21 protein-coding genes are annotated in these 26,198 nt (G+C 63.8%); 11 read left to right on the top strand and 10 right to left on the bottom strand.

What is annotated here, in order from left to right:
• The first annotated feature begins 3 nt into the window (after positions 1-3).
• Together QZ634_RS02740 and QZ634_RS02735 are read left to right on the top strand one after the other, a co-directional pair.
• A complete protein-coding gene (locus tag QZ634_RS02740; protein ID WP_291985365.1) occupies positions 4-3,222 on the top strand; it encodes a multidrug efflux RND transporter permease subunit in 3,219 nt (1,072 codons plus the stop codon).
• Positions 3,215-4,657: an efflux transporter outer membrane subunit gene (locus QZ634_RS02735; protein WP_291985363.1), complete on the top strand. Its 1,443-nt coding sequence runs from the start codon at positions 3,215-3,217 to the stop codon at positions 4,655-4,657. The genes QZ634_RS02740 and QZ634_RS02735 overlap by 8 nt, the downstream gene beginning before the upstream one ends.
• A 276-nt stretch (positions 4,658-4,933) precedes the next feature.
• Here QZ634_RS02735 and QZ634_RS02730 read toward each other — a convergent pair whose 3' ends face one another.
• Positions 4,934-5,962, bottom strand: a complete 1,029-nt coding sequence (locus QZ634_RS02730) for a hypothetical protein (protein ID WP_291985361.1) — start codon at positions 5,960-5,962, stop codon at positions 4,934-4,936.
• A 348-nt stretch (positions 5,963-6,310) separates the two neighbouring features.
• Here QZ634_RS02730 and QZ634_RS02725 point away from each other — a divergent pair, with 348 nt between their 5' ends.
• The 3 genes from QZ634_RS02725 to QZ634_RS02715 all read left to right on the top strand — a co-directional run bounded on the left by QZ634_RS02725 (position 6,311) and on the right by QZ634_RS02715 (position 9,225).
• Positions 6,311-6,820, top strand: a complete 510-nt coding sequence (locus QZ634_RS02725) for a hypothetical protein (RefSeq protein WP_291985359.1) — start codon at positions 6,311-6,313, stop codon at positions 6,818-6,820.
• On the top strand, positions 6,817-8,229 hold the full coding sequence (locus tag QZ634_RS02720) for a DASS family sodium-coupled anion symporter (protein ID WP_291985356.1): 1,413 nt from the start codon (positions 6,817-6,819) through the stop codon (positions 8,227-8,229). Before QZ634_RS02725 ends, QZ634_RS02720 begins: the two co-directional genes overlap by 4 nt.
• Positions 8,230-8,319: 90 nt before the next feature.
• Complete coding sequence (locus tag QZ634_RS02715) at positions 8,320-9,225, top strand: glutamate/aspartate ABC transporter substrate-binding protein (protein ID WP_291985354.1); 906 nt, start codon at positions 8,320-8,322, stop codon at positions 9,223-9,225.
• Between the two features lie 129 nt (positions 9,226-9,354).
• Here the strand turns inward: QZ634_RS02715 and QZ634_RS02710 are convergent, their stop codons facing one another.
• Positions 9,355-9,798, bottom strand: coding sequence for a universal stress protein (locus tag QZ634_RS02710; protein ID WP_291985352.1), 444 nt, complete (start codon positions 9,796-9,798; stop codon positions 9,355-9,357).
• A 642-nt stretch (positions 9,799-10,440) separates the two neighbouring features.
• On the opposite strand from QZ634_RS02710, the gene QZ634_RS02705 reads away from it, so the two are divergent.
• Positions 10,441-11,688: a cation:proton antiporter gene (locus tag QZ634_RS02705; protein WP_291985350.1), complete on the top strand. Its 1,248-nt coding sequence runs from the start codon at positions 10,441-10,443 to the stop codon at positions 11,686-11,688.
• A 57-nt stretch (positions 11,689-11,745) separates the two neighbouring features.
• Here the strand turns inward: QZ634_RS02705 and QZ634_RS02700 are convergent, their stop codons facing one another.
• Complete coding sequence (locus QZ634_RS02700; protein ID WP_291985348.1) at positions 11,746-12,930, bottom strand: acetate kinase; 1,185 nt, start codon at positions 12,928-12,930, stop codon at positions 11,746-11,748.
• A gap of 420 nt (positions 12,931-13,350) precedes the next feature.
• On the opposite strand from QZ634_RS02700, the gene QZ634_RS02695 reads away from it, so the two are divergent.
• From QZ634_RS02695 to QZ634_RS02675, 5 genes are all read left to right on the top strand, one after another.
• Positions 13,351-13,920 (top strand): lipid-binding SYLF domain-containing protein, encoded by a 570-nt coding sequence (locus tag QZ634_RS02695; RefSeq protein ID WP_291985346.1) that lies wholly within the window; start codon positions 13,351-13,353, stop codon positions 13,918-13,920.
• A 121-nt stretch (positions 13,921-14,041) separates the two neighbouring features.
• Positions 14,042-15,601, top strand: coding sequence for a 4-alpha-glucanotransferase (malQ, locus tag QZ634_RS02690; protein WP_291985344.1), 1,560 nt, complete (start codon positions 14,042-14,044; stop codon positions 15,599-15,601).
• A 50-nt stretch (positions 15,602-15,651) separates the two neighbouring features.
• Positions 15,652-16,503: an EAL domain-containing protein gene (locus QZ634_RS02685; protein ID WP_291985342.1), complete on the top strand. Its 852-nt coding sequence runs from the start codon at positions 15,652-15,654 to the stop codon at positions 16,501-16,503.
• Between the two features lie 94 nt (positions 16,504-16,597).
• The gene (locus QZ634_RS02680; protein WP_291985340.1) at positions 16,598-17,128 is read left to right on the top strand and encodes a GNAT family N-acetyltransferase; all 531 of its coding nucleotides are present in this window, start codon (positions 16,598-16,600) and stop codon (positions 17,126-17,128) included.
• A gap of 6 nt (positions 17,129-17,134) precedes the next feature.
• Positions 17,135-17,503, top strand: a complete 369-nt coding sequence (locus QZ634_RS02675) for a phosphate acyltransferase (protein ID WP_291987966.1) — start codon at positions 17,135-17,137, stop codon at positions 17,501-17,503.
• An 88-nt stretch (positions 17,504-17,591) separates the two neighbouring features.
• Here QZ634_RS02675 and QZ634_RS02670 read toward each other — a convergent pair whose 3' ends face one another.
• From QZ634_RS02670 to QZ634_RS02640, 7 genes are all read right to left on the bottom strand, one after another.
• Positions 17,592-19,484, bottom strand: a complete 1,893-nt coding sequence (locus QZ634_RS02670) for a DUF4914 family protein (RefSeq protein WP_291985338.1) — start codon at positions 19,482-19,484, stop codon at positions 17,592-17,594.
• 266 nt (positions 19,485-19,750) lie between these two features.
• Positions 19,751-20,185 (bottom strand): thioredoxin TrxC, encoded by a 435-nt coding sequence (gene trxC / locus QZ634_RS02665; RefSeq protein ID WP_291985336.1) that lies wholly within the window; start codon positions 20,183-20,185, stop codon positions 19,751-19,753.
• Between the two features lie 128 nt (positions 20,186-20,313).
• Positions 20,314-21,291 (bottom strand): MBL fold metallo-hydrolase, encoded by a 978-nt coding sequence (locus QZ634_RS02660; RefSeq protein ID WP_291985335.1) that lies wholly within the window; start codon positions 21,289-21,291, stop codon positions 20,314-20,316.
• Positions 21,292-21,454: 163 nt separating this feature from the next.
• Complete coding sequence (locus QZ634_RS02655; protein ID WP_291985333.1) at positions 21,455-21,886, bottom strand: MAPEG family protein; 432 nt, start codon at positions 21,884-21,886, stop codon at positions 21,455-21,457.
• An 82-nt stretch (positions 21,887-21,968) separates the two neighbouring features.
• A complete protein-coding gene (locus tag QZ634_RS02650; protein WP_291985331.1) occupies positions 21,969-22,841 on the bottom strand; it encodes a methyltransferase domain-containing protein in 873 nt (290 codons plus the stop codon).
• A gap of 120 nt (positions 22,842-22,961) precedes the next feature.
• Positions 22,962-23,363 carry an OsmC family protein gene (locus QZ634_RS02645; RefSeq protein ID WP_291985329.1) on the bottom strand — a complete coding sequence of 134 codons (402 nt, stop codon included), beginning with the start codon at positions 23,361-23,363 and terminating at the stop codon, positions 22,962-22,964.
• Between the two features lie 147 nt (positions 23,364-23,510).
• A complete protein-coding gene (locus QZ634_RS02640) occupies positions 23,511-25,421 on the bottom strand; it encodes a BTAD domain-containing putative transcriptional regulator (RefSeq protein WP_291985328.1) in 1,911 nt (636 codons plus the stop codon).
• Positions 25,422-26,198 lie beyond the last annotated feature (777 nt).

Below are 26,198 nucleotides of genomic sequence, written 5' to 3'. Positions count from 1 at the left end.
GCCATGGCCAAGTTCTTCATCAATCGGCCAATCGTCGCCATGGTCCTCTCGATCCTGATGACCTTGATCGGTCTGGTCGCCATGGCTGGACTTCCCGTTGCGCAGTTCCCGAATATCGTGCCACCGGAGATCAAGGTCAACGCCACCTACACCGGCGCCGACGCGCTGACCGTCGAACAGGCGGTATCCACCCCGATCGAGCAGCAGATGTCGGGCGTGGACAACATGAACTACATGTACTCGATCAACGCCAACAACGGCCAGGCGTCGCTCACCGTCAACTTCGACATTGCCACCGACGTCAACACCGACCAGATTCTGACCCAGATGCGGTCAAACCAAGCCGACTCGCAACTGCCGGCGGACGTGCGCAACTTCGGCGTCACTGTGCAGAAGTCGACCGCCTCGCCGCTGGTGATGTTCGCGCTCTACTCGCCGAACGACACCTACGACGGCGTCTTCCTTTCCAACTACGCGTTCATCAACATCAACGACCAGATGACGCGCGTCAAGGGCATCGCCAGCGTCACCGTCTTCGGTGCCGGCCAGTATGCCATGCGCCTGTGGGTCAAGCCCGACCAGCTGGCCAAGCTGAACATCACCATTCCCGAAATCATCAACGCGGTCAAAGCGCAGAACACCGTCAATCCGGCGGGAACGGTCGGTGCCGAACCGGCCCCGGCGGGGCAGGAATTCACCTACGCGGTACGTGCACAGGGGCGGCTGGAAAATGAAGAGCAGTTCGGCAACGTCGTGCTGCGCGCCAACCCGGACGGCTCGATCGTCCGCGTTCGCGATGTCGCACGCATCGAACTCGGCGCCCAGACCTACAACATGGAAGGCCGGCTCAACGGCAAGGCGGCGACGCTGATCGCCCTCTACCAGATGCCCGGCGCAAACGCTCTCGAAGCGGCAGACGGCGCCAAGGCACTGATGGAAACCATCAAGAAGAGTTTTCCTCCTGACCTCGATTACGTCGTCGCCCTCGATACCACGCTCTCGGTCACCGAAGGCATCACCGCCATCCAGCACACGCTGTTCGAGGCCATCGTCCTGGTGATCATCGTCGTCTTCGCCTTCCTGCAAGGCTGGCGCGCGACGCTGATCCCGCTGCTCGCCGTGCCGGTCTCGCTGGTCGGCACCTTCATGCTTTTCCCGGTCTTCGGATTCTCGATCAACACGCTGTCGCTGTTCGGTCTGGTCCTGGCCATCGGTCTGGTCGTCGACGACGCGATCGTCGTCGTCGAAGCCGTCGAGCACCATATCGAGAAAGGCTTGTCGCCCAAGGAGGCGACGATGAAGGCGATGGACGAAGTCACCGGGCCGGTGATCGCCATCGCCGTCATCCTGTCGGCGGTGTTCGTACCGACAGCGATGATTCCCGGTATCACCGGCCAGCTCTATCAGCAGTTTGCGGTCACCATTGCGCTGTCGGTGATCATTTCCGCGTTCAACGCACTGACGCTCAGTCCGGCGCTCTGCGCGCTGCTTCTCAAACCAAAGGTCAGGGGAACGGGCCCGGTCCAGAAGTTCTACGACTGGTTCAACAACGGCTTCAACCGGCTGACCGGCGGCTACGTCGGAACCTGCCGGCTGGCCATCCGCAAGAGCGCGGTCAGCCTTTTCTTTCTCCTTGCCATCGCCGTCGCGGCCGGGTTCCTCGGCAAGATGACCCCCGTCGGCTTCCTTCCCGATGAAGATCAGGGCTACGTCTACGCCGGCATCCAGCTCCCCGACGCGGCTTCCCTGCAGCGCACCCGGGAAATCGCCAAACAGGCCGAAGAACTGATCATGGCGGTTCCGGGCGTCAAGTACACGACGACGGTCATCGGCTACAACATGCTCAGCCAGGTACAGAACACCTACAGTGCCTTCTTCTTCATCACCCTCGAGGAATGGGCCCAACGCAAGACGCCAGAACTGCAATACGAAGCGATCAAGGCGGCGCTGACGAAGAAGCTCGGCGGCCTTCCCGGGGCCATCGGCTTCTCGTTCCCGCCGCCGGCAATTCCCGGCGTCGGAACCTCGGGCGGCGCGACGTTCATCCTCCAGGACCGCGCAGGAAAGGACATCGCCTTCCTCGCCGAGAACACCACCAAGTTCGTCGAAGCGGCCAGAAAGCGTCCCGAACTGGCGAGCGTGTCGACCACATTCCGGCCCACCGTGCCGCAGCTCTTCGTCGACGTCGACCGCGACAAGGTCCTCAAGCAAGGGGTCAATATCGACGATGTGTACAAGACGCTGCAAAGCTTCCTGGGTAGCGGCTTCATCAATTACTTCAACCGCTTTGGGCGCCAGTGGCAGGTCTATCTGCAGGCCGAGGGCGATTACCGTACCAATATCGACGGCATCGGCCAGTTCTATGTGCGCAACAAGGACGGACAACCCGTACCGCTGTCGGCGCTGACCTCGGTGCGCAACATCGCCGGACCGGAGTTCACGATGCGCTACAACCTCTACCGGAGCGCCCAGATCAACGCCTCGCCGGCCCCCGGCTACAGCTCCGATCAGGTCATGAAGGCACTCGAGGAAGTGTTCGCCCAGACCATGCCCAGCGACATGGGCTACGACTACATGGGCATGTCCTACCAGGAGAAGCGCGCACAGCAGGGGGTCTCGCCAATGGTCATCTTCGGCTTCTCGCTGCTCTGCGTCTTCCTGATCCTGGCAGCACAATACGAGAGCTGGTCGCTGCCGTTTTCGGTCCTTCTCGGTACACCGATCGCCGTCGCCGGCGCTTTCGCAGCACTGCTGCTGCGCGGCCAGGAGAACAACATCTATGCACAGATCGGCCTGGTGATGCTCATCGGCCTGGCCGCCAAGAACGCCATCCTGATCGTCGAATTTGCCAAGATGGAGTACGAAAAAGGCGAGCTGTCGCTGGCCGACGCGACGCTCAAGGGCGCGCAGCTCCGCCTTCGGCCAATCCTGATGACCTCCTTCGCCTTCATCTTCGGCCTCGTGCCGCTGGCCCTGTCGACCGGTGCCGGTGCGATTTCACGGCAGGTAATGGGTGGAGCGGTAATCGGCGGCATGCTGGCGGCGACCTGCATTGCCATCTTCATCGTCCCGGTGTGCTTCTACGTCGTCGAGAAGCTGGCGCACAAGGGCCATACGGGCCCCTATCAACACCCTGACGACGATGCTGGCGAGCATGGCCACGCTCCTGCGGCCATGCTCCCGCCGCCCAGCGCAGGAAAGGAGGGCGAGAATCATGCGTAAATCCCTGCTCGCGGCCCTGCTGGCGCTGCTCGCCAGCGGCTGCATGATCGGTCCCGACTACCTTCGCCCACAGGTCGAGACACCGCCCGCCTGGCGCCTCAGCGACAAGGCCGCGAATGACCTCGCCAACACTGCCTGGTGGAAGCAGTTCGATGACCCGGTACTCGACGATCTGGTGAACAACGCCTTGCGCAACAACCACGATCTGCTGATCGCCACCGCGCGCATCGACGAGTTCGCCGGACGCTACGGCATCGTGCGCGCCGAACTCTTCCCGCAGGTGGGCGCCGGCTACGAGGCTAGCCGACAGCGCGCGACGCTTCCCGGCGCGAGCAGCTCGTCCACTTACAACAGCTACCAGGCGGTGATCGCCGCAAGCTGGGAAATCGATATCTGGGGGCGAATCCGCCGCCTCAACGAAGCCGCCAAGGCACAGTTGCTGGCCAGCGAAGATGCCCGCCGGGCGGTGATTCTGTCGCTGGTCGGTCGCGTCGCCGCCGCCTACATCAACCTTCGCGACCTCGATCGCCAGCTGGAAATTGCGCAGGCGACGGCAAGAAGCCGCGGCGAGTCCTACGACGTCTTCCAGGAGCGCTACCTGGGCGGCGTCATCTCGACGCTCGAACTGAGCCAGAACAAGTCGCAGTACGATGAAGCGCTTGCCAGCATCCCGCCGATCGAAAAGGCGATCGCCCAGCAGGAGAACGGCCTCAGCGTCTTGCTCGGTCGCAATCCCGGGCCCATCGCCCGTGGCAAGAACATCGATCAACTCACGCTGCCGACGATCCCCGCCGGCCTGCCCTCCGATCTACTCGAGCGCCGGCCCGACATCCAGTTGGCCGAGCAGAAACTGATCGCCGCCAATGCGCTGATCGGCGCCGCCAAAGCCGCCTACTTCCCCACCATCTCGCTGACCGGTCTCCTCGGCTATGCCAGCAACGGACTGAGCCAGCTATTCAACAGCCAATCGAAGGTCTGGCAATACTCGGCGCCGATCACCATGCCTATTTTCACGGCCGGCGCCATTGCCGGTCAGGTACAGGAAGCCGAGGCGGCACAGCAGCAAGCGCTGTTCGCCTACCAGCGAGCGATCCAGGAGGCTTTTCGGGAGGTCAACGACGCACTGATCAACCAGGACCGCACACGCCAACAGCTGCGCGCTCAGAAGCAGCAGGTGCAAGCGCTGCAGCAGTATTCAGCGACCGCCCGGCTGCGCTACGACAACGGCTACACCAGCTACATCGAGGTGCTCGACGCCGAGCGCAGCCTGTTCAACGTTCAGCTGCAATACACGCAGACGCAGCAGACGCAGTTCCAGGCGATGATCAACCTCTACCTGGCAATGGGCGGCGGCTGGGTGAACGAGGCTGCAGGAGTGGCCGATGCGGTAACCGCCAGCGATGCTGCGCACGATCCGGGCCCCACGACTCGCTAGGCCGGCCACTGGTGACACTGCCATGATGCCTGGACCTCGAACAATCCCCGATCGCCAGGCCGTTCCCGGCGCCAGCCGCTCTTGCGGCATTGACCCCGGGTACAACCGACCCACTGCCACCCATCAGGAGAAACCGACGAGCAAGAAATCCAAATCGGCAACGAACGTTGCGGAAGTGTTCTGAAGCATCGCTCGGCGGCCGGTTCCCGACCCGGAAACCGGCTCCGTGTTTTCGCTGCCCACCGGCACACAGGCCCCTCGGGGACGCTCTACCCGTCAGAGGTAACGGCTCGCATCGGCAAAATCGATCGTCTGCGGCGCGGGTACTTCGCTGCGCGCGACGCGCGCCAGGACGAAGGCTCTCCGCATTGGCGGCGAGCCGCGCAGCTCCGCAAAGCAAAAATCGACGTCAGCAGCAGTATCCGTACTCGCTCCATCGAGCACGACGTTCATCTTGCTGAGCCGCAAGTGCCGCGGCTCGACGCGCAGGTAACGCTGCGGGTTGTCAAGTAGCGCCTTCAGGCAGTCGAGTTCCGCTTCCAGTACCGACTCACTGCCCCCCATCACCTCCAGTTGTCGCTCGTTCTCCAGCAGCTGAGCCTGCAGCCTGGCCTGCTCGCTGGCTGCGGCCGGAGCGTCACCGAACATCGACCCCAGGCCCGGACCGTGTTGCTGAAGCAATCTCAGGCGTGCCCGGATCAGCGAACGACTTGCCTGCAGTTCCTGCCTTTCGACACGCTCCTCGCCGATCTCCGACAAGGCCTGGGCAAGCAGATACTCGTAAACCCCGACCCCCACGATGCGGCGCAGGCGCGAATCGTCGCCACCGCAGAAGCGTGCCCGGTGATCAGAGAAGCTGATACTGGTCTGAGCCACGTCGCGCCGCACCATTCCTCCGTGCAGCGCCATTCCGAAGACCCGCTGTTCCTTGAGCGCCATGCCGAGGACGAGATAGGCTTCGTCAAGCTCCGGAAACTTGTCGAACAGCGTGCGCAGATTGTCCGAACTGCCAAGCACGGCCGGAATATCGGACGGCGAGACAAAGAACGCCCGCAAAGCCGGATCACGAGCCCAGACGACCGACGAAAGCGGTCGCGCGGCCGGCAGCAACTGGACCAGCGCACGCAGAAATTCGATGGTCGTCTCGACGGACGGCGTCAGGCGCTTGTGGCAGTGCGGCAGCAGCTTGAGACGCGGGTTGGTCAAGGTGATCGCCTTGTCCACTGCCCCACGAATCATCTCGTCAGACACGCGGTCGGGGTCGAATTGAGCCGGTCGGTTCTTGAACCAGTCGAGAATACCCATGGCATTTCACTCCGTCACTGCGATGACCGCATATTACGACATCAGCACCTCCTCGACGCAGTCAAGGGCGGCGCAAGAAAACTTCGCCGTGCACAAAGCAAAGTGCTAATCTCGAATCCAGAGTCCCGAAGGTGCGGGGCCACCTGCCGACGTCTTGGCGGAGCGAAGGCTTGCCTTTTGCCGCTTCTTTTTTCCATAGGAGGGACGATCATGCGTTCAACCGGCGAATCATCGACACGCCATTGCTGGCGAAGTATCGCCTTGCTCAGCATTCTCCTGGTAACAGCCTGTGGCCAGGCGGACGCTCCGCCTGCGGCAACTGCGACCACAGCCACGACTACGCCTACGATGACTGCGACGACTGCGACGACTGCGACGACTGCGGCGCCGATGGCGACAGACGACAAGCGCACCTTCACCGGCACCTGGACCACCATTGGCATTCGCCATGCGCTAGACCTCGGACCGGGCCAGCAGGCCAGCGTCTTCCAGCTCAGCGGGTCGCTGTTACTGAGCGGCAAGGAGCGAATAAATCGCGGTTTTCAAGCCCAGGTCATCGCCTTTTCCGACACCACCACCGGCATGCAGGGGCGCAGCGTATGGACTGATGAGCATGGCGAAAAAGTCTTCAGCGAGTTGAGCGGCGAAGGCCTTGGCCCCGGCCAGCTGATCGAAGGAAAATTTATAGGCGGTACCGGTCGCTACGCCGGGATAAGCGGTGAATACAACTTCAAATGGAAGCGCCTCGGCGCTATCGAAGGCAACGAACTGACCGGTCGGGTCGTCGGTCTGAATGGCTGGGCCCGCCTCGGCTCGCCCCATGCGGTTGCTCCCACCCCTGCAGGAGGTCAAAAATGAGTACAGCCGCTTTCGGAACGGGAAAGATCGTGAAGTTGGCGGGTCTGCTGATCCTCTTCTTTGGCCTCTGGTTCGCGCCGGTTCCGGAAGGGCTGACCGTTGAGGCCTGGCACCTCTTTGCCATCTTCGCCTCGGCGATCACCTCCGTGGTCCTCAATGTTTTCCCGCTGTTCACCTCGGCCCTGCTCGCCTGTTCCATCGTGGTGCTGACCAACACGCTGACTCCGGCCAAGGCCTACGGCGCCTTCGCCAACGCCATCGTCCTTCTGGTGGTGACGGCTTTCCTGGTTTCACAGGCGGTGGTCAAAAGCGGACTCGGCAAGCGGATCAGTCTGCGGGTGATCACGGTATTCGGGAAATCTACCCTCGGCCTGGCGTACAGCATCTTCATCACCGATACCCTCATTGCTCCCGGCTTCCCGAGCAATACCGCGCGCGGAGGCGTCCTTTTCCCGATCATCCTGGCGCTAGCGCAGAACAGCGGCTCGACCCCCGATGACGAGAACAAGCGCCGCCTCGGCGGCTACCTGATGTTCTGCGGCATGGCCAGCCTGGCCATCACGTCGGCGCTGTGGTTCACCGCCACCTCGGGCAATCCGGTCGGAGCGTCGCTGGCCGCCGAACAGGGGCTTAAAATCGACTTTGGCTCGTGGCTGCTCGCCTCCTCCGTGCCGTGTCTGCTGGTGATCGCCCTTCTGCCGCTGCTGCTCTATCGTCTTTTCCCGCCCGGAATTACCAGCACCCCGGACGCGCCAGAGCACGCGCGCAAGGAACTGCAGGCCATGGGACCGATGTCACGCCACGAGTGGATCACGGCGATCACCTTCGCAATCATGGTCACCGGCTGGATTCTGGCCGCTCCCTACAAGCTGAACCTGACGGCAATTGCCCTCGCCGGTCTGGCCACGCTGATGATCACCGGCGTTCTGACCATGGATGACATGAGCAAGCAGGGCGGCACACTGGTTACTTTCATCTGGCTGGCGGTGCTTTTTGGCATGAGCGGGCAACTCAACGAAATGGGCTTCATGGGCTACGTCGGCGAGCGCCTGGCCGTCGGGCTCGAAGGCCTCGCCTGGCCGGTCGCCTACGTCGCCTTGCTGGTCATCTATGTCTTGCTGCACTTCGGTTTCGTCAGTCAGAATGCGCAGGTTCTGGCACTGCTCGGGGTGTTTCTCGACGTCGGGGTGAAGTCAGGTGTTCCGGTCGCCCTGATGGCCTATGCGCTCCTCTTTGCGAGCAGCTACTTTTCGGTGATCACCCCGCAAGGCGGCAGCCAGAACATCATCTTCGTCGCCAGCGGCTATCTCAAGCAGAGCGAACTCTATCGCCTGGGCTTGGCGACAACCGGTTTCTGCACCCTGGTGTTTCTGGTCATTGGCACCCCGTGGATTCTCTGGGTCGGCTAGCCGGGACACCGCGGGACGCTCTGCACACGCTCGCCGCCGTCGTCCCGACCAACGGCGACCAATTTTCCGATAGTAAAGGAGACAGAGACGATGTTCACCATTTCGCGGCGCTTCGCCATTGCTGCAACGCTTGCCACTTCCCTGATGTCGGCGCCGGTCCTGGCGCAGGAATTGACCGGGACGCTGAAGAAAATCAAGGATAGCGGAGTCATCACGCTCGGCCATCGCGAGTCGTCGATCCCCTTCTCCTACTACGGCGACAAGCAACAGGTAGTCGGCTACTCGCAGGACATGATGCTCAAGGCGGTGGCGGCAATCAAGGCCGAATTGAAGCTCGCCAAGCTCGACATCAAGCTGCTGCCGGTCACCTCCGAGAATCGCATCACGCTCGTCCAGAACGGATCGGTCGACCTGGAATGCGGTTCAACGACGAACACCACCGAACGGCAGAAACAGGTCGCCTTCTCGAACAGCATCTTCGTCGTCGGGACCCGTCTGATGACCAGGACCAGCTCGGCGATCAAGGATTTCCCCGACCTGGCCGGCAAGACTGTCGTGACCACGGCCGGCACGACGTCCGAAAGCCTGCTGCGCAAGATGAACGAAAGCAGCAACATGAAGATGAAGATCATCAGCGCAAAGGATCACGGGGAAGCGTTCCTGACCCTGGAAAGCGGCCGTGCGGCGGCCTTTGTAATGGACGAGGTGCTGCTCTACGGGGAACTGGCAAAAGCCAGGAACACCCGCGACTGGGCGGTGGTCGGAACGCCGCAATCGTATGAAGCCTACGGCTGCATGTTGCGCAAGGATGACCCGGCGTTCAAGAAAGTCGTCGATGAGGCGCTGGCCAAGGTGATGACCTCGGGCGAAGCGGAGAAGCTCTACGCCAGGTGGTTCCTGCAGCCGATCCCGCCGCAGGGCCTGAACCTCAACTTCGCCCTCTCGTATGCGCTCAAGAAGCTGTACAAGTCGCCCAACGACAAGGCCTACGATTAGGTACGAATTAGCTACGATCGGGCTTCGAGCCAGGGGGAAAAGCGCTCCGGCAGGCTGAGGTCATCCGACGCCCAGGCGTGGACGCAAACGCTGCCGCGACGAGGCAGCCTCCGCGTCGGATCGTCGCCGTTAGCGGTAGACGATCACCGGCACCGTTGAGTGTGACAGCACCTTGTGCGTGACGCTGCCGAGGAGCAGCTTCTTGAATTCGCTGCGCCCGCGCGAGGCCATGAAGACAGCGTCGCAGCGCTTCTTCTTCGTTGCCTCGATGATCCCCTCGTACGCCGACGCCGGCTTGCTGATCAGCCCCGTGTACTCGACCCCGGCCGCCGCAGCGGCCTGAGCGATCTCGTCGAGGTACTTCTCGCCCGTGGCCCGGGCCAGCCGGTCAAGCGTTTTCACCACATCCTTCTCGATGAGATCGCCGTCGCCGTAGACCGACGGCGGCAACATCACGATCCCGTAGTAACCGGTGACCTTCGCGCCGAGCGCCTGCGCCAGCTTGATGCCCGCCTTGATGGCCTTGCGTGACACCGCCGAACCATCGGTGGGAATGAGAATATTCTTGAACATCTTGTGTTCTCCGAGTAATTGGCACGCTGCGAGGGGACGTACCCCGCCTCTCTTGCAGGAGCGGGGAAACCGCCAAACCACCACCTTGACGCCAGCCCTCCCGATAGCGAACGGAAGAAGAAAGCGTGCCCTCAGGCACCTTCCCTCCACCTCAGAGATCCCGGCCGTCCGGCAGGCATGCGCCACGCCAAGGGGATCCGCAAGCCCACGATTTTGAAAGCAGTATATGGGCGTCGATGAATCGCGGTCAATCGCGTGGACGAGCGACCCTCCCCGCCTTGTTCGGCAAGGGCAAACGCAGGATCGGTGTTGGTCGCCAAGGCCGCTGATTGCCGTAGCGGTAGCCGTCGCCAAGGCTGCCCGCGTTCGACCATGATGATTTCCGCATCCTCGTCCAGCGTGCGCAGGCGTGCTGCACACGACGCGCCGCCTGACTGACCCCGTGCGGCCTCAGTGCCGCCGCCAAAACGAGCGTGCACCGCTGAGCGGAGAAGCGCTTCCGGCCCGGCGCGGAGCGTGACAAATGAATGCCAATCGCTGCTTGACGGCCACGAACGGGCAGATCAGAATGAATCCCGTTTTACGTCGCGTGCAGACCGTCAGCGCCCGCTTGATGGCTGTTCGCCTCGACAATACGCCCACATGTCGATCGCCGCTGCCTTCATCGTCCTGGTCTTCAGCTACAGTCTGATATCGCGCAAGCTGGCGAGCACGCTGATCACCGCGCCAATACTCTTCACCGCCGCCGGCGCGCTGATGCTGCTCTTCCCCGAAGCGTCCAGGGAACTGTCCCTCGACCGCAAGGCCCTCCTCTTGATCGCGGAAGTAGGGCTGGTAATGACCCTGTTTACCGACGCATCACACATCAGCCGGCGTGCCTTGCAGGACAACCACAAGCTGCCGGCGCGCCTGCTCAGCGTCGGCATGCTGTTCACCATCCTGCTCGGGGCGGTGGCAGCGATGGCATGCTTCACCGGCCTCTCGTGGTGGGAGGCCGGCATCCTGGCGGCGATCCTCGCGCCGACCGACGCCGGCCTGGGGCAGGTCATCGTCAACAGCCCGCAGGTACCGGCGCGCATACGCCAGGCACTGAATGTCGAGGCCGGGCTCAACGACGGACTGGCCGTCCCCTTCCTCATGCTCTTCATCGCCCTCGCCGCAGCGGTCGAGGAAGGCGCGGGTACGCGTGGCGTACTCGCGCGTTTTCTCGTCGAACAGATCGGCTACGGAACGGCCATCGGGCTGGTGATCGGGCTGGGCGGCGGCCTGCTCATGGGACTCGCGCAGCGCCGACAGTGGATGTCGCCGGAGCTTGGCCAGCTTGGCGTGGTGGCAATGCCGCTGCTGTGCATACTTGCCGCCGAGGAGTCCGGCGCAAGCATGTTCATCGCCGCCTTCGTCGCGGGACTGGCGGCGCAGGTCGGCTTCCCGAAGGTCGGACGGCACAGCGTCGAATTCACCGAAGGCTGGGGCCAACTCTTCAACTTCTTCGTCTTCTTCCTGTTCGGGCTGCTTTTTGCGCGCAACTGGCACGATTTCACGCCGGCCATCATCCTCTATGCGCTGCTCAGCCTGACGCTGGTACGCATGCTGCCCGTAAGCGTCGCGGTTACCGGCATCGGACTCAGTCGAGCGACCATACTTTTCCTCGGCTGGTTCGGCCCGCGCGGCCTGGCGTCGATCGTGCTGGGCCTAGTGTACCTGGAGCAGCAGCCCAACCTGCCCGGCGAAACCACCATCCGTCTGGCGGTCATGGCCACCGTGCTGATGAGCATCGTCGCGCATGGTCTGAGTGCCAAGCCGGGCATCGAACGCTACGCGCGCAGCAACGAAGCGCTGCCACCCGACGCACCAGAACACGCGGCCGTCGTGGTCCCGGCGACGCACTAGGTATCGCCACCCGGACGGCTCTCGCAGCGCCCGGCACCCGCTGGCTTGCGGCCGTGATTACAGCCCGAGCAGCTGCCGCGTGTGACGCGCAATCATCAATTCCTCGTTGGTCGGCACCACCCACGCGGAAACCTTGCTGCCGACGCTGCTGATGCGCGCAACGATCTGTTCGTTGGCCAGCGGGTCGAGGTCGATGCCCAGCCATTGCGCCTGTTGGCAAACCAGTTGGCGAATCAGAGCGCTGTTTTCGCCAATGCCGGCGGTGAACACGAGAGCGTCGAGGCCGCCGAGTACGGCCGCCAGCCCACCGAGTTCGCGGCTGATGCGATAGACAAAGTGATCAATCGCCAGCCGAGCGCGCGGCGAGTCACTCTCCTGCAGGACGCGCATGTCGTTGCCGATACCGGACAGGCCAAGCAGACCGGAACGCTTGTAGAGCAGATCCTCGACCTCTTTCGCGCTCATGCCTTCCTGCTGCAATAGATAGAGGACGATGCCCGGATCCAGGTTGCCCGGTCGCGTACCCATCATCAGCCCGTCGAGCGCGGTAAAGCCCATCGAACTGCCGACGCTGCGGCCGTTGTGCATCGCGCACATGCTGGCGCCGCTGCCGAGATGGGCGACTACGACACGCCCGCCGGCGATTTCCGGAGCGACCTCGGGAAGGGTCGCAGCGATGTACTCGTACGACAGGCCATGGAAACCGTAACGTCGGATACCCCGTTCGTAGAACTCGTAGGGCAAACCATAGAGCTGCCCGACCTCGTTCTGGGTGCGATGAAAAGCGGTATCGAAGCAGGCGACTTGCGGCAAGCCGGGTCTCGCCTGCTCCACGGCGCGGATGGCCGCGAGATTGTGCGGCTGATGCAGCGGTGCCAGCGGCACGAAAGCCGCGAGCTCTTCCATGGCCTGGGGCGTGATCAGCATGGGTGCCGAATACTCCGGACCACCGTGCACCACGCGATGGCCGACCCCCACCAGATCCCTTCCGACGAAGTGGGAACCCAGGAGCGCGGCGATCTCCTGCAATGCCTGCGCGTGATTGCCGATTTCCGTCGTGCTCCGCCGTTCATCAACAATTACTTGGCCATCGGGGCCCTTGGCCTTGAGGCGCGGTGCCGTTCCAAGTCCCTCGACCTGGCCGACGGCGAGGGCGCTGAGGACGCCCGCAGCGCCGACGTCAAAAAGCGAGAATTTCAGGCTCGATGAACCGGCATTGAGGACCAGAATCGCGCTCCCCATCTCAGCCTCCCGCTCGCGTCGCACGCGGCGCCATGGCGGCACTGGCCTTTGGCACGGCGGCCACGGCGGGTGAGGGAAGATTGGCGCGCCGGCTTTCGGCACGGCTGGCAAGGGTGATCGAAACGGTCATGATGTAGTCGTGCACTCGTTATGGTCGGACAGTGGCGTTGCAGCGGCGAAAAAACTACGCTCGCGTCGAAGTTCGCGCGAAAACCGCGGTGACAGCGGCTTGGCTCGGCGGCGCACGCGAATAGCCATTCTAGCGTATCGTTGCGCAACCGCGAACGCCTTGGGCAAGCCATGGCGGCGGGATGAGATCGCGTCGTCAATGCGAGCCGCAAGGGCAGACTTTGGCTTATCATCACGCTTCGACACGCCGCGTGCACGAACTTTCCACAACCACTTCCCCGGGATAGCGCCATGAACAGGACATTTTTTTCGCAATTCTCGTCATCCTGCCGCTGGTTGCTGCTTGCCGCCATGACCGCGATGCTGGCCTCAACGACCGCCCTCGCGGCAGACCATTCGGCACTTGAACGAGACGCGCGCAAGGCCTATCAGAAGCTGATCGCCAAGCAACCCGTCGCCAAGGGCTTGTCCAGGGACGCGGTCGCCGTCCTCGTTTTTCCGAAGATCACCAAGGCTGGCCTCATCGTCGGTGGGCAATACGGAGACGGCGTGCTTTTCAGAGACGGCAAAGCCACTGGCTACTACAACACGTCCGGCGCATCGTATGGACTGCAAGCTGGAGCGCAGCAGTACGGCTATGCCATGTTCTTCATGAACGACCGCGCGCTCAATGCCCTCGGCGAGAACGAAGGCTTCGAAGTCGGCGTCGGCCCCTCCATTGTGGTCGTCGACCAGGGCATGGCCAAATCACTGACCTCGACGACGGCCAAGGACGACATCTACGCGCTGATCTTTGGCCAGACCGGGCTGATGGCCGGCATTGGCCTGCAGGGCAACAAGATTACCCGACTGCCCGATTGATCATCGTCTTTTCTGCCCGTCTCGGCCGCCAGAAGACCGCGCCACTGACCAACGCACCCAATAGCCGTCTTTGCTCGCTCACCCGGGCGCGACGGCCCTCGCCTAGAAAAAAAGGACCCGGATGAACTCACCTCCCCGCCAAAGCGGCATTCTCCTGCACCCGACGTCTCTCCCCGGAGCGCACGGTTCAGGCGACCTTGGCGCCGCTGCTTTTCACTTCGTCGACTGGCTGGTCGCCGGTGGGCAGACTTTATGGCAACTGCTGCCGCTGACCGGCCTCGGGCCGGGCAACTCGCCCTATTCCAGCCCGTCGGCTTTCGCCGGCAACGAACTGCTGATCAACCTCGAAAGCCTGCACGAAGCGGGCTGGCTAAGCGAAGCCGACCTCGCCGAAGCGCCGGCTTTTCCCGAGCAGCGCATCGATTACGCTGGCGTACGGCCCTTCAGGATGGGCCAGTTGCGGCGTGCCGCCGGCCGCTTCTTCGCCAGCAGCAAGACGCGCGAGCACGCGGCATACCAGAAGTTCTGCGCCGATTCGCGCGCCTGGCTCGACGACTACGCACTGTTCATGGCCCTGGATATCGCCCACCAGGGCGAAAATGGCACCCTGTGGCAGGAGTGGCCGGCAGCGCTCGCGCACCGCGAAGCGGCTGCACTACGCGAAGCGGAAGTCACGCACGGCGAAGAGATCAACTTCTGGAAATTCTCGCAGTGGTGCTTTTTCACGCAGTGGGCGAAGCTCAAGGCCTACGCCAACGCCAATCGCGTCGAGATCGTAGGCGACCTGCCGATCTTCGTCGCCGGGCACAGCGCCGATGTTTGGGCCAATCCGGGGCTCTTCGACCTCGACAAGAGCGGTCATCCGCGCGTCGTCGCCGGCGTACCGCCGGACTACTTCAGCGAAACCGGGCAGCGCTGGGGCAACCCGCTCTACCTCTGGTCGGCGCATGCTGCCGAGGGCTATCGCTGGTGGATTGAACGCATGCGGCAGACGATGAAGCTGTGCGACATCGTGCGCATCGATCATTTCCGCGGCTTCGAATCCTACTGGGAAATCCCGGCCGCCGCCGAAACGGCGATCGACGGCGTCTGGCAACCGGCGCCAGGCGAAGCGGTATTCGCCGCCATGCGTCGCGAGTTGGCCGACGAGAACGGCAGGCTGAAGATCATCGCCGAAGACCTCGGCATCATCACCGATAAAGTCAGAAAGCTGCGCCAGGACGTCGGCCTGCCGGGCATGCGCATCCTCCACTTCGCCTTCGGTGACGACGCAAGGAACCCGTATCTGCCGCACAATTACGACGCCAATACCGTCGTCTACACCGGCACGCACGACAACGACACCACCTGCGGCTGGTGGGAATCGCTCGAACAGAAGGAGAAGGACCGCGTGCACGCCTATCTCGGCGTGGGCAGTGAGAGCAGCGAAGAACTGTGCTGGTATCTGATCCGCCTCGCTTTTTCCTCGGTCGCCCAGTTCTGCGTCATACCGATGCAGGATGCGCTGGCCCTCGATACCGCGCACCGCATGAACCAGCCGAGTGTCGGCGAAGGATCGTGGGAATGGCGTTATCGCTGGGATCAGGTCAAGGCATGGCACGCCGAACGCCTGTCCGATCTGACCAGCCTCTACGGCCGCGACTACGAGAGCCAGCACCCCGTTGAAGTGGACGAAAGCTGATCGCCGCCAGGCCACCGCCTGAACATTACCCCTGCCAGGACCGTCAGCGCATGACGCTACCTTCGACCGAGCTGAACGCGATTCGCGATGGCCTGAACAAGGGGGAGTTCTTCATCGAGTACCTGCCCATCGTTTCCCTCGGCGATCAGACCTGCCTGGGGGCGGAGGCGCTCATCCGCTGGCGGCGCCCTGACGGCGCCGTCGTTCTTCCCGACGATTTCATCCCGCGCGCGGAGAATACCCCGCTCTCCGGGCTGATCACCTACTGGCTGATCGACACCCTGGCCGTGGAAGTCGGTGGCTGGCTACGCGCACACCCCGAGGCACACCTCAGCCTCAATGTACCGCCCGAAATCCTCGGTCGCGGCGGCCTCGAGTACGCAGCCGTCAAGTCCGGTCTCGGCGAGTTTCGCTCGCAGCTGATTCTCGAAGTGACCGAGCGCGGAATTCCCGACCAACTCGGTTTGATGGCCCTGAACAGCATGTATCACGGCGGCATCCAGCTGGCCCTCGACGACGTGACGATGAGCGGCACCAATCTGGCGCTCATTTCGCGCTGCGACTTCCATATCATCAAGCTTGACCGCTTGCTGACCGCCCAGGTTACCGCCGAGTGCCCGCACCCGGACTGGTTGCGCAGCCTGGCCGGACTCCTGCAGGCCAGCGATCTGGTCGTCGTCGCCGAAGGCATCGAGACCGACGCCCAGTTGCAGGCGCTGCGCGCCGCGGGCGTGCAATGGGGTCAGGGCTACCACTTCTCGCCGCCACTCGCCGTCGGCGACTTCATCGCCTGGTACACCAGAGCGCGACAAGCCACCGCCGGGCAGCAGGAAAGCCCTCTGGCGCCATCGTTACGGGCGCAGCCCGCTGAACCATCCGCCGGCAAAAAACCGCGCCAATGATCATTCGCGACGCCTTGCCTAGCGACCACGTCCGACCGGATGAGCACGCGACCGATAGCCGCAACCTTTTCGCGCAGACATGGTGCTTGCGACGATGAACGACACTTTCGTCCCCTTCGACGCCACCCTGCCTGACGGGCGCAGCGTTCATCTGCGTGCCATCAGCCCCTCCGACGAGTCTGAACTCCTGCAGACCTTCGCGCGCATGAGCCCGGATGCCCGCTACATGCGCTTCATGCGCACCGTGAGTGAGCCGAATGTCGAGCGGCTGCGCAAGGCGCTCGCCACGATCCCGGAGCATGGGATCGGCATCGTGGCGACGGTTCCGGCGGCCGACGGGATCGACATCGTGGGAACCTGCATCGCCATGATCGGGAACGATCCATCGCGCTGCGAGTTCGCCATCACCGTTGCCGCCGACCACGGCCGCACCGGCCTCGGGCGGGTGCTGATGACCGCGCTGATCGATGCGGCCAGACGACGCGGGCTGCACGAGATGGAAGGCTTCGTACTCGCCGCCAACCAGCCGATGCTGCGGCTCGCGGCCAGCCTCGGTTTCACGATCAGCAACGACCCGGACGACTTCAGCGTTCGCCTTTGCCGGCTGCACCTCGAAGCGAGCTGAGCGACGCTGGCCCGTGTTCGGCGCCAGCGAGCAACCCGACTGACACCAGCAGCCAGCCAACGACCAATCCTCGATGGTCCATTGGCGCTCGACAACGCCATCAGCCTGGAATCGGTAGCCATCACGAAGATCAAGTCACCGGTGGCCGGCCGTGCCAATGTGCTCGTGGTCCCCGATCTCGCAGCAGGCAACATGCTCGCCAAGAGCCTATCCTTCCTCGCCGGTGCTGACGCGGCCGGCATCGTGCTCGGCGCGAAAGTGCCGATCATCCTCACCAGCCACGCGGACTCGCTGATGACCCGGCTGGCCTCGTCCGCCGTGGCGGTGATGGTCGCCGCTGCCCGGCACGAGAGTGCCGGCATGGCGGTTAACTGAAAGGAGCGACGGCGCGTGCGGTCGTGAGACTGCACGCGCCGCAAGGGGTCGGAATCTTCAGATTCGTCGGATTTGCCGGACGCCTGCCTCAATCGTCCTCTTCGAGAACCTGGATCGGCAACAGGGCCACGTAGTCTTCGACCGAACCACCTGCCAGGCAACATTCGATGATCTTGCGGCCCAGCGGATTGATGTCGTCTTGCAGGAACTGCCTCAGCTCATCATGAAAAAAGTCGGTCAGTTGCTTGGCACCCGCATCATAGGCCTCGTTGCCGACCTCCGGCTGTTTCTCGACCTGCAGCATGATCCCGGGAATGGTCTGCCCCTCGACCACCACGCTCTTCATCGCAAAGCCGAGCAGCGGACAGCGCGACGGAGTGACCTGCTCTGGCGCGAAGTGTGCGCCACCGCGACGAGCGAGATATTCGCGGGCGATCCATTGCGGCATGAAGCCGGTCTCCCACGCGCCAACGTGCTGATTCGGACACAGGATGTACTTCATCCGCGGTGTGGCGACGATCTGGTCGAGCAGCAGGTTGGCCTGGTCCACCATGCGTCCGGTAGCGAAGGGCCAGTACGAACCCACGCCCTCCGAAGTCATGCCTTCGGTGGCCACGATGCTGGGATTGGCATGCCCACGCGGTGCGACCAGCCGCCACAACCACGCCAGCGCCGGTGGCAGCAGATGGAACATGCCAACGATACCGTAGGTCGGGTTTTCGCTGGTGTTCGGCGGACAGCGCACACCGAAGCTGCGAATGTCTACACTGACGGCGCCTTGATAGACGCCCGGCACCGCCTTGCGCGGTATGACGACGCGCGGGTTTGGGCACGGCTTGCCGGGCTCGTCCTCGATGTGCTCCCAGATCAGCGCCGTGCTTCCCGGGTGGGCGTCGATGTTGAGAAACAACATTGGCTCGCTGGGATGGATGGTCATCTTCTCGAGGTTGGGGTCGGTCCCGTAGCGGGTAATGTGATTGACGCGAACGAACCAGCCCTGTTCGGCATCGATCAACGCCAGGCGCCCATCGTTCTTGCCGAGCGAGGGATGGCACAAGGCCATGTCGTCGGTCACCGCGCGCAGTTCGCAGTTGTGCGGCAGCACCAGGGTGCGACGTTCGCCCGACAGGACGTTGGTGCCGAGCAACAGCGCCCCGTCCTTCTGGCGATGGACCTGTTCGAGGATTTCGCTCTTGCCACCGCCGCTGGCACCCTCGTGCATGATGCACAGCTTGTTCGCATAGGGGGTGATGACCTGCACCGTCGCACAGTGCGCGGTCAGCCAGTGCTCCCGCTCACCGAGGGCGAGCAGTACGCCGTAGATGCCTTTCTTGGCACTCGGGCCCGGATAGAGGTTGTAGCTGAACAATTCGTGCCGACCGGGACGGCGGTTGTGCACCACCATCTGCTTGCCCTTGAAATGGGTATGGCGGAACGGTGGCGCGACGAAGATCACGGCCTTCGGGTCAAAGTCCGGCGACAAGGCCTTCTCGTCCATGATCCCCTGCAGCAAGGCCAGCCCGAGGGCGAAGAAGCCGGCGTTGGCCGGAGCCACCACCAGAGCATCCATACCCATGCCCGGAACTCCCGCGATAAACGGAAACAGCGCCAGCTCCTGGGTCTTGAGCCAGGCAAAGGTTTCGCCGCGCAGTGGCTCGAAAGACTCGCCGTACTGGTCCTCGAAGCGTGGCTTGTCGGTCGGCAGGTCGTCGGCGATGACCATGCAATCGGGATCGCGGCGGCGCATGTAGGGCTCGACGTAATTGGCCGCAATGCCGTTCTTGACCCGACACACGTTGGCCTCCAGCACCCGGCCCCGGCCAGGCACTTCGTAGGCCACCTCATGGACGCCATTCACGGCGTCGCGCGTCGCCAGCTCGTACAACTCCTGCCAGGTACTGGCCACGGTAAATTTCGGACATGCTTCCAGAATTTCCTGCACGGACAAGGGGATCTGAAAGCCCACATCAACTTCGTTCATGACAACCTGCTCCCGGTAAAAAAATCCAACAAACTCAACAGAACGGGAACGATTGTAGCAGGCCGACCACCCGGGAAATATGTCAGACAACCAGTAAAAACTTGCTTGTGTTCAAAGCTTTATCTGATTGACGAAAGGCATCGGCGGGGCTTGCCGAAAGGCGCGCCGCAGCGCTTGCAGGCGGTCGGCGCGATGCGCCAGACAGGCAAGCGCATGCTTGGCCGAAGACCGCGGAAATGCTTCTTACCCGGGCAAGAGAACAGCCGTCAGTGCAGCGACCGCAACCAGCGAACAATGCTCGCCGTATCCATCGCCCCGGCCTGACGGGCGATTTCCCGGCCGTTCCGGAAAACGACCAGCGTCGGAATCGAACGGATGCCAAAGCGGGCGGCAAGCCCCTGCTCTTCCTCGGTATTGACCCTGGCCAGGCGCGCGGCGGGTTCGAGTTGCCTTGCAGCCGCCGCGAACGCCGGCGCCATGGCCCGACAGGGGCCGCACCACGGTGCCCAGAAGTCGACCAGGATCGGCAGTTCCGAGCGTTCGACATGGCGGTCGAAACTGGCTGCATTCAGCGCGGTTGGCGTCCCGTCAAACAGCGGCGATCGACAGTGACCACATTGGCCGCCATCGCCTAGACGCTCTTCAGGCACCCGGTTCGGGCGGTGGCAATGCGGGCAGACCACAATTTTCGAGGTACTCATGGCGGCAGGCGGAGGCTCCAGGATCGATATCACCTACATGGTGCCATTGGCCCCGCCTTCAAGCCTCCGTTCGGCCGCCGCGACAAGCTTTGCCCCAGCACTTGGCGAGCGCGCACGGGCAGTGCCGCTCAACAGCCAGCCACGCACGTTCCCTTGCCGTCGAAGGCCATGGTCACCCCGCTGAGCGGCAGGTGCGTCGGCACTTTGCTGGCCATCCTGAACGCCGCGGCCCTGGTGTCCGGCAGCAACTTGCCGTCCCGGGTCGACGCCTCGTTGGCGTGTGAGACGATGACCGAGTTCGGCTTGACGAGTTCATTGCTGACGTAGGCGGCCTCCACCGGTCCCGTGGTAAACACGTCGCCGATGTTGATCACCGCAAGATTCGCCTTGTAGTAGCCGCGCACGACCAGATCCTGCTCGGCGGTGATTCCGGTGTCGCCGGAGAGATAGGCGACGAGACCGTTGCTGAAGCGCAGCACGTAGCCGGTCGGCGGCCCGACGTACGCGGTCAGCCCGTTCCTGGCCAGGGCGTCGCCATGCGCCGGGTCGAGGAATGCCGGCTGCAGGCCGTTGCCGTGCGCGGCCGGAACCGTCGTCACCTGCACCCCGCCGACCCTCGCGCTGGCGCCGAAGCTCACCAGCTGCACCTGTTTCGGGTCGCCGCCCAGCTCCTTTATCCGGCTGGCGAAAAAGCTGCTCATCTCCGAACCGACCAGCAGCCTGGCCTTCTTCGCCACGACGATGTTTGCCGTGTTCGAATTGGGCGTAACCTTGACCGAGAAATCGGGCTTGCCGCATTCCCCCGCGTTCGCGTAGGGCTGGATCCGGTCTCCCAGATGGTCGCCATGGACGTGGCTCAGGAGCAGCGCATCGATCCTGCCGAGGCGGGGATCGTCGGGACCGCGAACGGTGCGGCCTGCGTCGTACAGGATACGGGTTCCGTCCGGGTCTTCGAAGACGATCGCCCGGTCCAGGCTGCAGAACTCGCCGTCGTGACTGCCCAGGGGCGTCACCTTCACCACTCCGCCCGCTGCCTGCGCCAAGCCAGCCGTGCTGACCACGGTGGCGAGCGTCAGCGCAGCACGCACAAGACCTGCCTTCCTCATTCTCCTCTCCTCATTCCGGGTGGGTGACGCGACCCTGCCGTGCCGGCCGCAACCTGTCCGACTCTCAGCGCGTGAATTCGTTGCGCGCGGCAACAACTCCTCGCGGCACTGCTCGGCAGGGTGCCAGACAGCTTCGCGCCCCGACCTGCGCCGCAGGCGCCGGTTACACGCCACCGCCCAGCCTGGCGACGAGGACCCCAATCAACACCAGATAGCCGACAATCTGCACCAGAAAGAAGGCGAAGCGGAGCGCTGTCACGGTGTCGGTCTGGACGAAACAGACGTGCACCAGCGATTGCATCACGCGGGCAACGAGAATCGCCGCTGCCAGCCCATCGACAAGCGTGCCGCCGACGTTACCGACGTGCAGCGCGACGACGATGGCGCCGAAAACCGGAAGATTCTCGATGCAGTTTGCGTGTGCCCGCATCGCGCGTTTGTAGCGATCTGATCCCTCGACCTGATCGGCCCGGAAGCTGCTTATCGGTACACGGCCCGCCAGAATCAGACTCCAGCGATAGACGCCAACCGTGCTCAACAACAACAGCACGGTCCACGCGGCAAATCCAAGCAACATCCACACGGGTAGGCTCATGGCGCTGGCTCCCAACGAAAGCGGTCTGACCTGTCGGTCTTGTTTTCCCAGGTGATCCGGCAAGCGGAAATCGTCTTCGGGGTCATGGTGCCGTCCCCTTCCGGCGAACTTTTTTCGCTGGCTGACTTCCGACCGCCGCCGGTTTGACACCGTAGCCGATAAGAAACTCGCCCGGAATCGCATAGCCCTCGCCGAGTCTGCAGGATTCGAGCGAGCGCAGATACTCGGCGCGCACCACTGCGCGGGTCGGCGCATCGAAGCGTGAGTAGGCAAGGGCGACCGGCCCCCCGAGAAAGGCCGCGTCGCAGGCTTCGGCGGCGCTGCCATAGCGCAGAACCACGGATAGACGTTCGCTCGCCACCCCGCTCAGGCCGGCAGCGTGGAGCGCCTGATGCAGGGTATCGCCGCTGCCGGTGCGAAAGAACAGTGGGCAAACCTCGGATTCGACGCGCGCGTCGACGATGGAAAAGATCTCCGCCCAGGCGCAATGACTGCGTTGCCCCCAGACCGATACCGCCAGGCGGGCGCCGGGCGCGAGCCTCCGTGCCATCACCGCGAGCGCTCGCTCCGGGTCCGGCATGTACATCAGCCCGAGACCGCACAGGATGACGTCGAAACCACCCTCCGGATCGGGTGGCGCCTCGCCGTCACCGCGTTCGAAGCGACAGTTGTCGAGACCGAGAGCCGAAGCGGCGGCACGCGCGGCGTCTACCATCTTCCCCGACAGATCGATTCCGATCACCGAGCCATCGTTGCCGACCGCGGTCGCCGCCGCAATCGCCAGGACGCCCGTTCCGCACGCCACGTCGAGGACGCGATCGCCCGGCTCGATGGCTGCGCGCTCGAGCACGCCCTGCGTCGCGGGCAGCAGCTGGCTCATCCAGTGCTGGTCATAGAAATCGACGGCGTGGTCCCAGCCGTAGCGCTGGATACGGCGTTGCAGGCGCGCGTCCATCACGCTACCGCCGCTGGCCGCAGGACGCGCATTTCGCGGCTCAGACTCTGGGCCTTCCTGAACAGCTGCAGGTCCGGACTGCGCTCGTCGGCCTCGTCGATGACCCGCTGCAGGTCGCTTTCAGGCGCGTCGCTGTCGAAGGTGACGAGATAGGCGAGAGAGCGATAGTTCGGCACTTCGGCCTGACCGCAGAACAGGGCCGCGAATGTCCGCCTCGGCGCGCAGCTCGACCTCGACGCCGCGAATCGGGACGCCGAGGTAGGCGGCGCGCATCGAATAGCCGATCGCCAGGCAGGTGCTCAGCGCGGCGCGCACAAAGGTGCTCGGCGTCGGTCCGCTGGCGCTGCCGCCAATGGGCTTGGGCATGTCGGCGACGAAGGTCCAGTCGTCTTCGCTGAATTCACAGCGCATGCCGTCGCGGACGGTCGCCCGCGCAATCGTGCTCATCTGCGCCGTTGCCGGATGCTTCGAAAAAACGTGCTCGGCGCGTTGCAGCGCAACTTGCATGGCTTGCTGGTTCATTTGTCTTCTCCTTACTGGTTGTCGATCGACCGGTGAGCGCTTGCTGCCGGTCAGGGGCTCGTAAGGAGTTTCTTGCAGGGGCGTCAATCACGCGTCCCGGAAAGCGTCAAACGGTCGTCAATTCGCCGTCAAATGCCGCGCGATCTTTCAGCATCCGGACGAGATGGCGAGGCGATCGAGGGCGCCGCCGACAAAGCGCCGCATTTCGGCCGGCGTGAGTTGCGGACGTATGCGCCTTGCCTCGGCGAGCGCCTTGACCGCCTCGCCATCCTTGCTGAGCTTGTTCAGGACCATGGCCAGGACAATTCGCGCCGGATAGAATCTTGCGTCCGCCCGGCAAGCGCCATTCGCCGCGTCGAGCGCTTCGTCGAGCCGGTTCAGGCGGACCAGACCACTGGCCAGCGCCGTCAGCCACACCGAGCGACGGTAGTCGGTCGGACTGGTGCGCAGACCGCGGCGCAGTACCTCGACGGCGGTTTCGAACTGCATTTGCAGCAGCCGCGTCGCGCCGAGCGCTGCCCAGGCCTGCGCGTTGTTCGGATTCTCCTCGATCGCCCGCTCCAGCAGCGGCACCGCGCGCTCCGGATCGCCGAGGTGGGCAATGGCGCAGGCGGCCATGCCGAGCACTTCGGAGCGCGTCGGCTCCAGCTCCAACGCCTTTTCCGCGTCGGCGAACGCCTCCTCCCGGGCCTGCACGCCGTGCAGCAACCCCCAGTCATGGGCGAAGGCGATGATCATCGCCTTGTGCGCACGCGCCAGCGCAAGTCCGGGATCGAGCGCAATCGCCTCCCGATAGAAGCGCACGGCGGTGTCCACCGCGGCTTCCGACCACCCGGCCGAAAACAGGGCACTCGCCCCCTGGTGCGTTTTGTGCCAGGCCTCCTGCCGGTCGCCGTGAGCAGCGCCCGCTGCGGCCTCGGCGAGGCTGAGCTGCTGTTCGATCCTGGCCGCGGTCGCGGCAACGAAGTCGTCGACCTCGGAACTGGCCCCGCACGACGCCAGATCGTGTTGCAGGCTCCACAGGTACTGAGCCTTTTCTCCGTCGACGATCTGCAGTGCAACGCGCAGACACCCGCTCTCGGGCCGGCGCAGGCTGCCGGTGACCAGATAAGTTGCACCCAGGACCCGCGCGAGCTGAACCAGATCGTCCGGATTCGGCTGCATCGCCGCAACGACCGCTGGCTGCACGACGACCCTGAACCCCGGTGTACGCGACAGCTGTCGGCTGATCTCATCGGCCATCGACACGGCAAGCGACTCGAGTTCGGGCGCGCGCGCGACATTGGCAAACGGCAGGACAGCAAGGACCGGTTGCCCGCGGTCTTCGCCGCCGCGCAGCGTGGCGCTGGCCTGGCGCATGGCCTCGTGCAGCGCCTGCGTTGCCGCGTCGGGTTCGATCTGCAGCTCCTTCCGCAGCAGATCCCTGCACAGCTTGTACTGGGAAAGTGCTTCGCTGCGCCTGCCCAGGGCGTCCAGCGCCCGCATCAGGGCGCGCTGGGCGCCCTCGTTCACGGGATCGCCGGCGAGCAGCCGACGCAGCAGCCGTACGGCGTTCTCATGCTCCATTTTCCCCGCATGGTGTGCGGCCAGCCGCATCATCGCGTCCCCCGCCACCTTCGCCAGCCGCGTGCGCTCGGCGCACAGCCAGTCCTCGAACGCCTCCTCTTTCGTCGCCAGTCCGTCGACAAAAGGTCCGCCGTGGAGCGTCAACGCTTGCTCAAGTTCCGCGCCGTCCGTACTCACCGCGAGCGCGGCGAACTCGGCCAGGTCGGACGTGCACACACGCGTATCCAGGCGGAGCGTCTCGCCGCTCGCCTCGACAATCGGCGCATCCCGCCGCAGGGCCGTGAGCACCTGGCGCAGGCTGTGGCGAGCGCGCTCTTCCGCGAGGTCACCCCAAAAGATCGCCGCGATGCGTTCGCGCGTGACGGCAGCAGGACTGTGGGCGGCGAGAACGGCAAGCATGCCCTGCGCCTTGCGCGAGGCGACGGCCATTTCCCGGCCGTCCTCGTCGTCGAGGCGAAAGCCGCCGAGCAGCGTCAGACGGAATTTCGGCATGGCCCTGGACGCCTTCGCAATTGAATGGGACGCTCAATGATAGGCCAAGGCCCGGCCTACCGTGGAAAACCTGGCTGCCAGTGCGTAGCGGCGGGCGCCAGCCGCTGCTTGTGCGAGGCTTCCCAAGGCGGCGGCAAATCTTGACGGCCGCCCCGTGCCTTCCCTCCCCTGGACGGCTGCGCCAGACCTGGATCCCGGTGCAGTCCGGGCCAGCCCCTCACGCCCACAGACAGCGGCCATTTTCCGTACCCGTCTTGGCCGCGATCGTCCGACCAATCGCGACGCAGGAAAAGCACGCGCAACTCCTTCCGGTAGGAGCCCGATTCATCGGGCGATAGCGAGCCTGTGTGGTGTTGCACGCAGTATGGAACTTGTGAACTCCAGCGACGACATGGTTTCAAATTGCCGTCCAACTTGCTGAAAGTGTCGTCGGAAAAGGCGGCGCCAGACCGTCCCGCACGTCATTGCGAGGAGGCGTAGCCGACGCGGCAATCCAGAGGTTTTATTTTTTCCCTGGGCTGATGTGGCGCACCAGCAGTCAGAGAATGGAACTGGATTGCCGCGTCGGCTGCGCCTCCTCGCAATGACGAGGGCGGGGGGATGGTTGCCCGGATTTGGCGACGGGGCAGCCGTTTGGAGCAGGTGAACTCCAGCCACCGCAAGGGTTTCACGCTGCTCTACAGGTCGCTGATAGTCTCGTCAGGAATGCAGCACTACACCAAGAAAGACGCATGGTCGGCCAATGTCCGTGCGTGGGCGGCGGGCGGTCCAGGAGGG

Origin of the sequence: Candidatus Accumulibacter sp. ACC007, from assembly GCF_907163205.1 — a bacterium.
Taxonomy (GTDB): domain Bacteria; phylum Pseudomonadota; class Gammaproteobacteria; order Burkholderiales; family Rhodocyclaceae; genus Accumulibacter; species Accumulibacter regalis.
The sequence above is the reverse complement of the archived record's forward strand: the minus strand, read 5'-3'. Positions and strand labels throughout refer to the sequence as shown.